The sequence below is a fragment of the Chryseobacterium sp. Mn2064 genome (genome assembly GCF_049319685.1).
Lineage (GTDB): Bacteria > Bacteroidota > Bacteroidia > Flavobacteriales > Weeksellaceae > Chryseobacterium.
On sequence record NZ_JBMOUE010000001.1, the window covers coordinates 746,114 to 757,752 of the forward strand.

At 37.3% G+C, this 11,639-nt stretch carries 10 protein-coding genes and 1 riboswitch; of the genes, 7 read left to right on the forward strand and 3 right to left on the reverse strand.

Features of this window, described 5'->3' with window-relative positions:
• Positions 1–17: 17 nt before the first annotated feature.
• The 3 genes from ACL9RH_RS03210 to ACL9RH_RS03220 form a co-directional block, all read right to left on the reverse strand.
• Positions 18–962, reverse strand: a complete 945-nt coding sequence (locus ACL9RH_RS03210; RefSeq protein ID WP_422691894.1) for a 3',5'-cyclic-nucleotide phosphodiesterase — start codon at positions 960–962, stop codon at positions 18–20.
• A 120-nt stretch (positions 963–1,082) separates the two neighbouring features.
• On the reverse strand, positions 1,083–2,135 hold the full coding sequence (locus ACL9RH_RS03215) for a serine hydrolase domain-containing protein (RefSeq protein WP_422691895.1): 1,053 nt from the start codon (positions 2,133–2,135) through the stop codon (positions 1,083–1,085).
• Between the two features lie 169 nt (positions 2,136–2,304).
• Entirely contained in the window at positions 2,305–3,312 is a 1,008-nt protein-coding gene (locus ACL9RH_RS03220; protein WP_422691896.1) for a LacI family DNA-binding transcriptional regulator, read from the reverse strand.
• Positions 3,313–3,476: 164 nt separating this feature from the next.
• Here ACL9RH_RS03220 and ACL9RH_RS03225 point away from each other — a divergent pair, with 164 nt between their 5' ends.
• The 7 genes from ACL9RH_RS03225 (at position 3,477) to prpC (ending at position 11,602) form a co-directional block, all read left to right on the forward strand.
• Positions 3,477–4,910: a mannitol dehydrogenase family protein gene (locus ACL9RH_RS03225; RefSeq protein ID WP_422691897.1), complete on the forward strand. Its 1,434-nt coding sequence runs from the start codon at positions 3,477–3,479 to the stop codon at positions 4,908–4,910.
• 9 nt (positions 4,911–4,919) lie between these two features.
• Entirely contained in the window at positions 4,920–6,266 is a 1,347-nt protein-coding gene (locus ACL9RH_RS03230; RefSeq protein ID WP_422691898.1) for an MFS transporter, read from the forward strand.
• 26 nt (positions 6,267–6,292) lie between these two features.
• Positions 6,293–7,024 (forward strand): hypothetical protein, encoded by a 732-nt coding sequence (locus ACL9RH_RS03235; protein WP_422691899.1) that lies wholly within the window; start codon positions 6,293–6,295, stop codon positions 7,022–7,024.
• A 159-nt stretch (positions 7,025–7,183) separates the two neighbouring features.
• Entirely contained in the window at positions 7,184–8,104 is a 921-nt protein-coding gene (locus tag ACL9RH_RS03240; protein ID WP_422691900.1) for a carbohydrate kinase family protein, read from the forward strand.
• A gap of 212 nt (positions 8,105–8,316) precedes the next feature.
• Positions 8,317–8,550 carry a hypothetical protein gene (locus ACL9RH_RS03245; protein ID WP_422691901.1) on the forward strand — a complete coding sequence of 78 codons (234 nt, stop codon included), beginning with the start codon at positions 8,317–8,319 and terminating at the stop codon, positions 8,548–8,550.
• A 356-nt stretch (positions 8,551–8,906) separates the two neighbouring features.
• Positions 8,907–9,099, forward strand: a riboswitch (cobalamin riboswitch).
• A 450-nt stretch (positions 9,100–9,549) separates the two neighbouring features.
• The gene (prpB, locus tag ACL9RH_RS03250; protein ID WP_422691902.1) at positions 9,550–10,446 is read left to right on the forward strand and encodes a methylisocitrate lyase; all 897 of its coding nucleotides are present in this window, start codon (positions 9,550–9,552) and stop codon (positions 10,444–10,446) included.
• A gap of 1 nt (position 10,447) precedes the next feature.
• The gene (gene prpC / locus ACL9RH_RS03255) at positions 10,448–11,602 is read left to right on the forward strand and encodes a bifunctional 2-methylcitrate synthase/citrate synthase (RefSeq protein WP_422691903.1); all 1,155 of its coding nucleotides are present in this window, start codon (positions 10,448–10,450) and stop codon (positions 11,600–11,602) included.
• Positions 11,603–11,639: the final 37 nt, after the last annotated feature.

An 11,639-nucleotide genomic window follows, 5' to 3' on the forward strand; every position in this document is an offset into this window, starting at 1 on the left:
AGCCTGTCTCATTTTTATTAAGGTAAATTGATTTTTTTGCCTTGTTCCGGGAAGATATAATTAATCTGTAAAGGATTGTTTTTCAGCAATTCCTTTTTTATAATCTCCGGATTATCTTTTGTCGGTTTTCTGTGAGTAACGACAATATTCAGGTTTTTCAGATTGTTTTGCCCTGTTTTATCTTTTAACTTTTGCAGTTCTTCCAATAATAGGTTTGGAGTAAGATGTCCGAATAAAAGATGCTCAGGCTGACTGTTAGGGAAAGAAACTTCTATAAGTATGGTATTCAGCTGTCCTTTTTTGATAAGCGGAGCTACACTTTCCCAAAGTTTGTCCAATTGGTTGGACTTTTCAATACGGTCAGCACCCGTATCTCCCAGATACAGCAAATAATGATCATCATATCTTACAAGAGCAGCGCTGCTTTTATAAGGATTTACATGGCTGAGTTCATAGGCCTTCAGGAAAAATGGAGTGTCCTTTGCGGGAGTTTCCGTTTCTTCATGCAGTTCATTATAATGGTATTTTCCAAGAATAGGCTGCTGTCCCTTATCTGCAAAATTGATCCACGTATCTGTAATGAAATAATGATTCTGTAAAATCTGAAGCACCGGTGAAATTCCGAAAATATCCTTTTTAGAATCGGCAGGAGAATTGATGATAAGCCCGGATAAGTGATCCAAATGACCATGAGAAATAAAATATCCTTTAATCTGATCTTTCAGAACAACATCTTCCGGCCCGTTTAAGCTTTTCAATTCAATGGCTTTTCGGATTCCTGCATTTACCGTTCCTGCATCCAAACAGATAAATGCATTGCCTTTCGGAGTTCCGACCAAATAAGCCGATAAATTATCTTCCTGTTCTCCACCATAAATTCCTAATGGAATAATATCAAAATTCTGCGCCTGACAAAAAGTATGTACAACGAGAGTCAATAAAGTAAGTGCTGCTTTTTTCATTCTTTTTTAACTAAAAACCTATCCTTAGCGATAGGATAAAGCAAATTTACGTTATTTTTTTCCGAGTAAAGGCTTGTATGGTAAATGTTGATCTCTTGTTAATAGAGTCTTTTTACCGTACTATTTTATTTCCGGCCATTTAAATTCTTTACTGTAGAGCAGAGAAACTATGTTTTTGACGAAACTTTCTTTGTTAATTCGCTCGGCATTTGTATTATAAGCAATTGACAGATTTTGTTCAGGACTATAAATAAGAAGAGCGTGAGAACCTAATGTATCACCACCATGCCCATAAAATGTTATTCCGTCAAAATCCCATAAAGCAATCCCTCGTCCCCAACCTTTACCGGAAGCAGGAATCATCTTTTCCATAGAGCTTTTTTTGAGGATTTTATTGTGAAATAGATTTTCATTGAAAATATTTAAGTCTTTTGATGTAGATACAATATCACCAACTCCAATAACATTTTCAGGGAGAATATCCTTCATGTCGCTCCAATGGTTGTTTTCATAATGGTAAGGCTTAAACACATTCTTCGGATTTGATTTTGTGGAAGCAAAGTTTTTTAATGCAAGAGGAGCTGTTATTTCGCGTTCAACAATTTTGTGATAGGGAAGATTATATTTTTTTTCAAGAATGTCCGTCAGAAGATAATAAGCTGTATTGGAATAGGCTACCTTTTCATCAGGCTTAAAGCTTGTCCCTTGTTTTTGTATAACATGAAAAATTTCTTTCCGGGTGGCTTTATCTGTTACCCATACTTCACCGTCTTTTACAACATAGCTTCCCAATCCGCTGGAATGTTCCAGAAGATTTCTGATCGTAATGATATTGGCATTGGGAAGTTCCGGGAAAAAATCTGACAGTTTATCCTCCAGATTTAATTTTCCTTCTTCAATCAGTTTGAAAATTAACGTGGCGGTAACCATTTTGGTAACGGAGCCTACGTGATATTTGGTATCTTTATTATATATTTTATCCGGAAGGTTTTCTTGTCCGAAACTTTTACTGTAAACCTCTTTTCCATCTTTGAAAATTGAAATACTTCCAATTCCCAGATTGTTGTTTCCAATATAATTTAGATAGTCATCCATCTTTTTTCGGTCAATAGTTTGCGAAAAAAGCCCTGCCGAAGTCAGCAAGAATAAAGCTATTAGTTTTGATTTCATCATATCATCGTATTGTAAAGTTCAAAAGCATGAACCTTAGGTTTCATAAGTTATTATTTTTTGGAAGATAGATAATTTATACGAAACTTAACTTTTATTTCTTTAAAAAGGACAGATTATTTACCTTGAAAATTAATAATGTATTTAAAAATTTATATTTTAAGAAGGGTTTTTACTTTGTGGAAGATCTGAATATAAGTTCGGCATCCATTAAAACGGTTCTGCTGGCTTTTGACGGATCTTTGATTTTTTCTAAAATCAATTCTGCAGCCATTTCACCCATCTTTACTAAAGGTTGCTGTACACTGGTGAGTTGAGGATAGGTCATGGTAGATAATTCTGTCCCGGAAAAGCTGGCAATACCTACATCATTGGGAATTTTGATGCCGTGCTCAAAAAGATAATTCATTGCCCCAATCGCCAATGTATCACTGAATGCAAAAATGCCGTCAAACTCTATATTTTTCTGTAATAGCTGTTGTGCTGCATTTCTGCCATGCTCAAACGTCATTCCTTCGGTTTTTACAATCAGTTGCTCATCAAAAACCTGATACTTGCTTACAATACGTTTGTATCCGTTAAGCCTTTCTATAACATTCCTTATCGTAGGCGGTCCCATGATGTAAGCGATTCTTTTTCTCCCGGTTTTGATGAGGTATTCCACCATCAGAGAAGCTTTAATATTGTCATCCACAATTACTTTGGAAACATCCAGAGATTGATCCGGAATTCTGTCGAAAAAAACCAAAGGCGTTCCCTGATTGATGATGCGTTGGTATATATCATTGTTATACGTTTCGTGGCATAAATTCATAATGATTCCGTCCACATCAAAACTTTCAAGAAGCTGTAGATTTTTCCTCTCAATGAGCGGGTTCTCGTCACACTGGGTAATCACCAGCCTGTAGCCAAGAGGGTACATGATATTCTGAATTCCTTCCAATACTTTTGCCGAAAAAGGAGTGATCATTTCTGGTACTACAACGCCTATTGTTTTGGATTGGCCAGACTTTAAACTTAAAGCCGTAAGGTTGGGTTTATACCCTAATTGATCCGCTGCTTCAAGCACTCTTTTACGGGTTTCTTCATTCACATTTTTATCATTAAGCAGCGCACGGGAGATGGTAGACGTAGATAATGACAAAAATTTAGACAGATCTTTTATGGTTATGCGCTTCATCGGGCCAGGTTTTTCGATAAAATTAGTAAAAAAAATGGCAATTGGGAACGTGCCCGGATTTTTGAGAACGTTCCCAGTGGAAATTTTGAAAAAAAAACAAATGATGAACAGATTGTTAATATAGTTTTAACACATTGACTAACCTATTAATCATTCTTTACATTATGAACCCAATTTTTTATCATTACGATGCTCAAAAAATAACGGCAGGAATCTTACATATTGGTGTAGGAAATTTCCACCGTGCCCATCAGCAGTTTTACACAAATACCTTACTGGAATTTGAAGACCAGAAAAAATGGGGGATTTGCGGAGTATGCCTGCTGCCTTCCGATGAGAAGATCGTTCATGATCTGAGAACTCAGAATTTGAACTATACCCTTACCGTATGTGGAAGAAACGGGAAAGATGAAGTTTACAACATAGGATCATTAAGAGAACTTATCTGGGGAATTGAAGATCCGGAAGCTGTGAAAGAAAAAATTGCCGACAGCAATGTAAAAATAATCACTTTAACCATTACAGAAGGCGGATATAACCTGGATAAGGAAACAGGAGAATTTCTTTTACAGGATGAAAAGATTCAGCATGATCTTCAAAATCCGCAAAGCCCGACCACTGTTTTTGGATTTATAGCAGAAGGGTTGCATCGCAGAAAAATGAAAAATAATGGAGGAATTACAATACTTTCCTGTGATAACCTTCAGCATAACGGTAATACTGCTAAAAGAGCTTTTACAACTTTCATAGAAGCCAGAGACAAGGACCTTGCGGAATGGGTGAAAGAGAATGTTACTTTTCCCAACAGTATGGTTGACCGAATTACTCCTTCCACAACCCCTGAAGATATTGTTCGACTGAACCAGAATAGCGGAGCCAATGATCTCGCGCCCGTTTACTGTGAAGATTTTGCACAATGGGTAATAGAAGACAATTTTATAGCCGGAAGACCTGCCTGGGAAAGAGTAGGAGTAGAGTTTACCGATGATGTGACCGCTTTTGAGAATATGAAGCTAAGCCTTTTAAATGCATCGCACACCCTGTTGTCTTATCCTTCTTTTTTGATGGGATACCGAAAAGTAGATCAAGCTATGGAAAATCGTGATATCGTAAAATTTATCCGCGATTTTATGGATGTCGATATTACTCCTTTTGTTCCTGCGCCAAAGAATACAAATCTTGAAGAATATAAAACAACTCTTATTGAGAGATTCTCCAATCATAGTGTGAGCGATCAGGTAAGCCGTTTATGTTTTGATGGAATTTCAAAATTTCCGGTTTATATTATTCCTAATCTGGATAAAATGATCAAAGCTGATGCAGACCTTACCAGACCTGCTTTTCTGATCGCTTCTTACAGACATTATCTGAAATATAAGACGGATGATAACGGTCATTCTTATGAAACAGCAGAACCATGGCTTACTGCAGATGATGAAACTTTGATCTACAATGATGAACCCCTTGATTTCCTGAAATTATCAGCTTTTAAAGGGACAGATCTTGGAGCTTCACAACAGTTTGTGGATCTGTACATTCGATTGGTAAGCCAGATCAAAAACGAGGGAAGTGCTTCTGTTCTAAAATCAATACTATAATTAACTGCCATGATGATACAATCCGACTTACAGACTTCAGGAGGGAAATCGAATAATCCCGTTCTTCCTTTTGCGATAATCACCTTTATTTACTTTATTGTAGGTTTTTTAACTACGGTGAATGAACAATTGCAGGCTCCTCTGAAATTTACTTTTCTCAGCCATGCGGGAAGCCTTAAAAATACATTCACGACCATGATTACCTTCTTTTTCTTTTTGGGATATCTTCTGAATGGAACATTGGGAAGTAAATGGGTGAATGCATTCGGTTATAAAAATACCATTCTGCGAGGCTTGTTATTTATGATTTCAGGTTTGTTTATGTATCTGTCATCATCGTGGTTTGGATCACAGTTTCCCGATTTGAAATTCAGTATTAAAGATGCTGTCATTCCCTTTGGCTTTCTGATTTTTGTGGTCGGGTCGTATCTGATGGGTACTGCAGCGGCAATTATTCAGGTGGTTGTAAATCCTTATGCGGCATCGTATGAAATGAAAGGCACTCAGCCTGTTCAGCGTCTGAATATTTTAACAGCAATTAACTCGATAGGAACCACTTCAGCACCTTTTTTTGTAACTGTCGTGATGTTCAGTGGAATTTCTATAGAAAGTATTGAGATCAGACAGTTGCTGCTTCCTCTTTCAATGCTTGTCCTTTGTATTCTGGTCATTATTGTAATCACCAAAAAACTTCACCTTCCGGATATTGAAAATACAAGAGCGGTGGGCGGAGAAAAACTGGAAAGAAGCATCTGGTCATTCCGACATTTTGTACTGGGAGTTCTTGCGATTTTCTTTTATGTAGGAACAGAGGTTGCTATTGGAGCAAATATTAATCTTTACGCTTTTGAACTGATGGATTCAGGGCATCCGATCAGCTTCTTTGGAAAGACCGATATTATTATCGGAGGAGTAGACCTTGGAATTCACGCGCTGCTGTCTACATTATATTGGGGTGGATTTTTGGTAGGAAGATCTGTTTCCAGTTTCTTCAATACCATTTCTGCAAGAACACAATTGATTGTCACAACGATTTTGGCAACCATACTGGCTTTAGTTTCTATGATAACGCAGAATCTCTGGTTTCTTGTAGCAATCGGCCTTCTTCATTCTTCGATGTGGAGCTGTATCTACTCTTTATCTATCAAAGGATTGAACAAATACACGTCAAAAGCCTCCGGAATATTTATCTCTGCAGTATTTGGTGGCGCTATTTTTACCCTTATTCAGGGAGGCCTGGCAGATATTTTCGGATCATGGAGATGGACATGGTTTCTTACCGTTATCTGTGAGTTGCTGATGCTGTGTTATGCTTTGTTCGGCTCCAGAATCAGAGAAAAAGATCTTATCAACTGATAGTTATTATTTAAAAAAAACATACCATGATGAAATTAAAATTATTACCTGCTTTTTCCCTTCTTGTTGGTAATCTGTTGCTGAACGCACAGGAGATACATTCTGCTTTACAGCTTAGGAACAGTCACCTCTGGAGAGGGTTGGAGGTTTCTGCGGGATTAATATACACCGGAGATCTCCATTTGGATTCTAAAAATTTTTATGGAGGTTTTTGGGCTGGTGGCAATGTAGATGGTTCTTACAAAGAGTTCAACAACTATATTGGCTACAAAAACAAACATTTGGTGCTGGAACTTTGGGATATCTACAATTTTTCTCCTGGGGCAACGTATAATAATAAAGAATTTTTCAATTATTCTGCTGCGAAAACCGGGAGGTTCTGGGATCTGAGGTCTTATTATACCATCAGTGAGAAATTTCCTCTGATCCTGAGTTGGAATACCGTTGTTTTCGGGAGAGACAGAAACAGTAGCAATACGGAGAATAAATATTCTTCTTTTGTGTCAGGTGAATATCCTGTCTATAAAAAAGAAAATCTGGAAGTAAGGGGACGAGTTGGCTATGGATTTGCACTGAATAACAAGGGTGAAAAAAACAATTTCTTTGCAAAAGAAGCAGGGTTTAATGAAATAAGTCTTATCGTTTCAAAAAGCTTTACCATTGAAGGATATAAAATACCTATCGGAATATGGGGAATGTGGAATCCTGTAAATAATAATGCATTTCTTCAGTTTTCAGTTCAGGCCTATTCATTTTAAAAATAAAATAATTTTCATCTAACGAATTGGAAAACACAAATGATGATAAAAAAGGATACTTGGGGATATGAAGATTTTATCTTATCATTGTCAGAAAGGCGGTGTATTATCCTTGAGTATCTTTAGATTATCAAATTTTAATATATAATTTAATTAATAATGGAAGAAAAAAAACATAAGATAGTCTCTTTTGGAGAAGTTCTTTGGGATATATTTCCGGGAGAGCAGAGAAGAATTGGTGGAGCGCCTTTTAACGTGGTTTATCACCTTTTTAAAATGGGGCTGGATGTAGAGATGATCAGCAGTGTAGGTAATGATGAACTGGGCGGTGAGCTATTACAGAAAATTAATAACTGGCAAATTTCAACAGATCATATTCAGATAACGGATACACATCCTACAAGTACGGTGGTAGCTACTGTGGATGAAAATAATGATGCCCATTATGACATTATAGAAAACGTAGCTTGGGATTTTATCGAAATGACTTCAAAAGACCAAGATTTGGTAACAAATGCAGATGCTTTAGTCTTTGGAACTCTTGCTGCCCGAAATGAGAAAACAAAAAATACATTATTTGAACTGCTTGAATCGGGTACATACAATGTTTTTGATATTAATTTGAGAGAGCCTTATTATGATATCAATATTATCAACGAATTATTACACAAAACCCATCTGGCAAAATTCAATAAAGCAGAATTGAGGATGGTTCTGGATTTCCTAAATAAAGAATACCAGACCGAAGAAGACAGCATTCGGTATCTGCAGGAAAAATTCGAAATTCGGGAGATTATTATTTCTAAGGGAAGCAAAGGGGCTTTATATTGTAGGGATAATGAATTCTATCTTTATCCTACGATACCGGTTGAGGTAAAAGATACTGTAGGTAGCGGAGATTCATTCTTAGCAGGATTTCTTTCCAAAAGAATCGGAAATAAGGCATCTGCTCATGAAATCATGACTCAGGCAGTGTCGCTGGGAGCTTTTATAACTTCACAGGAAGGAGCCTGTCCGGAGTATACCTTAGAAGATTTTGTGAAGTTTAAAGATCTCTATCCTGTTGCTGCACTCAGCTGAGGTCTGCAACAAAAATTATAACAATATCGCCAGAACAGTTGAAGAAGCACTGACCATTGAGCGGCTCCGAATCGGTAAGAAAATATTTTTGTACTTTAGGCACGTATACTGTAGGATTTTTTTAGACAGAATTTCGTCTTGAAATTTCCATTACGTATCAATTTCAAAGTAAAACAAATAACCTTACGACCCAATAACCGATGGAAAGCAACATGAAAGAGCTAACCGATCAGGAGCTGATAGAAAAAGCCAAAAAAGCCAAATCCAGCAAAATAACGAATGCTGTGATCATAGGATTTATGGCTGGTATTTCTGTCTACAGTACAGTGAAAAACGGCTTTGGATTCTTTACTTTTCTCCCTGTTATTTTTCTCCCTTTTGTGATTAATTCAAAAAAAGCGGATCGGGAATTACAGGAAGAGTTAAAATCTAGAAATTTAAAATAATATATCCGCTTGTTGAAAGTTGTGACAGAAGATTCGGCCCATTGCTAAAAGCAATGGGCCGAATCTTTTTTACAGTGTAAAAACTCCCTTAGAAATTATTACTATTTGTGAATGTCAGGCATATGAAAAAATAGGCTTTTTGTTTGTGGTTGTCTGGTTTTTTTTCATCATATCCTATGAATTTAGTAACAAAAAATTAATGTTATTGTCTAAATTATAATGCTCTATTGGTGAATTATTTTTTTTTAATTTAAACATTTACAGGGGGTTATGTTAAAATAATTATTGTTTGCATAAAATCTCTTGGTCGTTTTTATAAAATAACTATATTTACCACCAAGGAGTTCTTAACACCTTCTTTATCAACCGAAAATGGTTGCACTTAGCTGTGTATTAAAAGGGAATCGTGTGCAAATCACGAACTGTCGCGCAACTGTAAGTAACATATAGGTTTTTATCAAAATAGAGGTCCACTGTATACCTGGTTATATGGGAAGGACGATAAAAACTGTTACAAGTCAGGAGACCTGCCTATTTCGAATTGACGATGCTTTCGCGGTCTGAAGCTTATAGTCAGGTATGATACGATATGGATAACAGTTTGGTAAAAATCTTTTGTTATTTTGTGAGATGAGTTTTTAGTGGAGCAGTACGCTCTTTTATTACACTGTCTTGTACCGTATTTTCCTTTCCCATATTTTTCTTCCCACACAGGCATTGTGAAGTTTATCAGGAACTTTTTATAAGGATTTATCAATGTAAAAAGTTAAAAAATGTACCCATCCGATCTTGATTATACATGCAGAAGTTATAGCCTTTACCACACTCAGGCTTATACGGGAATATTTTTATCACATTCAAAACTTCAGGAAACGGTCCAAACGCATCAGTCTTCTTCTGAGCATTTTATTTCTGTTATCAGGATATCACGTCCGGATAGCTATTGCCGTGACTATTTTTCATTAACGAACAAATTTCAACTAAACAATAAATATTAAAATGACTAAAAGTGAAAGTTTGAAGTCTCCGGGTAGTAAATTCCGGGAGGCCATGCAAAAAGAAAGTCCACTTCAGATCGTTGGAACTATCAATGCCAATCATGCATTACTCGCTCAGCAGGCTGGTTTCAATGCAATTTATCTTTCCGGCGGTGGGGTAGCTGCGGGTTCCTTAGGAATTCCGGATTTGGGAATTACGACTCTTGAAGATGTTTTAATAGATGTTCAGCGCATTACCAATGTCTGCGACTTGCCATTGATGGTAGATGTAGATACAGGATTTGGTCCTTCTGCATTTAATGTAGCCAGAACCGTAAAGTCTTTGATAAAGGCAGGAGCAGCTGCATTGCACATTGAAGACCAGGTAGGTGCAAAACGATGTGGGCACCGCCCAGGTAAAGAAGTGGTAAGCAAGGATGAAATGGTTGACAGGTTAAAAGCTGCTGCCGATGCCCGTACTGATGAAAATTTCGTTATTGGAGCCAGAACAGATGCTTTCGCTAATGAAGGTCTTGAAAAAACATTAGAAAGAGCCATTGCCTACAAAGAAGCAGGAGCAGATTTCATTTTTGCAGAAGCAGTTCCGGATTTGAGCTTTTACCAAAAATTTGTAGACGCTACAGGAATTCCGGTTTTGGCTAACATCACTGAATTCGGAATGATTAAAATGTATACCGTTGAAGAATTGAAGAATGCAGGCGTAGGATTGATTCTTTATCCGCTTTCTGCTTTCCGTGCAGCCAATAAAGCCGCTCAAAATGTATATGAACACCTCCGAAAAGACGGAACTCAAGCCAATGTATTGGATACAATGCAGACCAGAGAAGAACTCTACAAAAGCATTGGATATTATGACTATGAACAAAAATTAGATAACCTTTTTAAACAAAATTATTGATATGTCGACGAGCACTGAACCAACATTTAAACCTAAAAAAAGCGTTGCGCTTTCAGGGGTAACAGCTGGTAATACAGCACTTTGCAGCGTAGGGAAAAGTGGAAATGATCTCCATTACAGAGGATATGACATCCTGGATCTGGCAGAAAAAGCAGAATTTGAAGAAGTGGCTTACCTGTTGATATACGGTCAGTTACCAACAGCAGCACAGCTGAAAAACTATAAAGCAAAATTAAAATCTTTAAGAGGATTACCACATTCCGTAAGAAATATACTTAAAAGTATCCCTGCCGCAGCTCACCCAATGGACGTAATGCGTTCCATGGTATCCGCAATCGGAAGTATCCAGCCGGAAAAAGACGATCATAATATTGCGGGAGCCAGAGATATTGCAGACAAACTGTTGGCATCATTTGGATCAGGATTATTGTATTGGTATCACTATACCCACAATGGTAAAGAAATCGATGTAGAAACAGATGACGATACGATTGGTGGACACTTCCTACATCTGTTACACGGCAAAAAAGCACCGGATTCATGGGTAAAGGCAATGGAAATTTCTCTTAACCTTTATGCCGAGCATGAATTTAATGCTTCCACCTTTACAGCACGTGTTATTGCAGGAACGGCATCCGATTTTTATTCTTGTATCACAGGGGCAATTGGGGCTTTAAGAGGTCCAAAACACGGAGGAGCCAATGAAGTAGCCTTTGAAATCCAGAGCCGTTATCAGTCTCCTGACGAAGCAGAAGCAGATATTCGCCAACGTATTGCCAATAAAGAAGTGATTATTGGATTCGGACATCCTGTATACACTATTTCAGATCCAAGAAACGTTGTGATCAAAAAAGTAGCTAAGGAACTTTCTGAAGAAGCAGGAGACATGCTTTTGTATAATATTGCAGAAAGACTGGAAAGCGTAATGTGGGAAGAAAAGAAAATGTTCCCGAATCTTGACTGGTTCTCTGCCGTATCTTACCACTTGATGGGAGTTCCGACCCTGATGTTCACTCCTTTATTTGTGATCTCAAGAGTTACAGGATGGAGTGCCCACATCATAGAACAGAGACAGGATGGTAAAATCATCCGTCCAAGTGCCAATTATACAGGCCCAGAAAACAAAGAATTTGTATCCATCAACGACAGAAAATAATAAAATCCTGAAAATTTGAAAGCTGTTTTCAATTTTC